Genomic DNA, 234 nt, shown 5'->3' on the forward strand with positions numbered 1-234 from the left:
ATATGATGGGTTCCATTTAACAGAGGCCCTTTCTAAGGTTGTTTCTGATGAGCGAATTCTCTTCCCTAGAAGTAATCTTTCAAGTAATTACTTCATTGATGTATGTAGGAGTAGAAATATAGAAGTGGACGCTCCTTTTGTCTATGAAACGATTTATAATACTTCCAATAGAGAGAAACTAAATCAGATTATAAAGTCCAACCAAGTTGATATCATTACCTTTACTAGTCCATC

The 234-nt window shown here is 34.2% G+C and carries 1 protein-coding gene; it reads left to right on the forward strand.

Annotated features, from left to right (window positions below):
- The coding region (locus AOA60_RS18260) for a uroporphyrinogen-III synthase (protein ID WP_178075377.1) at positions 1 to 234 on the forward strand (234 nt) is incomplete at both ends.

The sequence above is a fragment of the Pseudomonas sp. 2822-17 genome (genome assembly GCF_002742485.1).
GTDB classification, from domain to species: Bacteria; Pseudomonadota; Gammaproteobacteria; order Pseudomonadales; family Pseudomonadaceae; genus Aquipseudomonas; species Aquipseudomonas cyclaminis.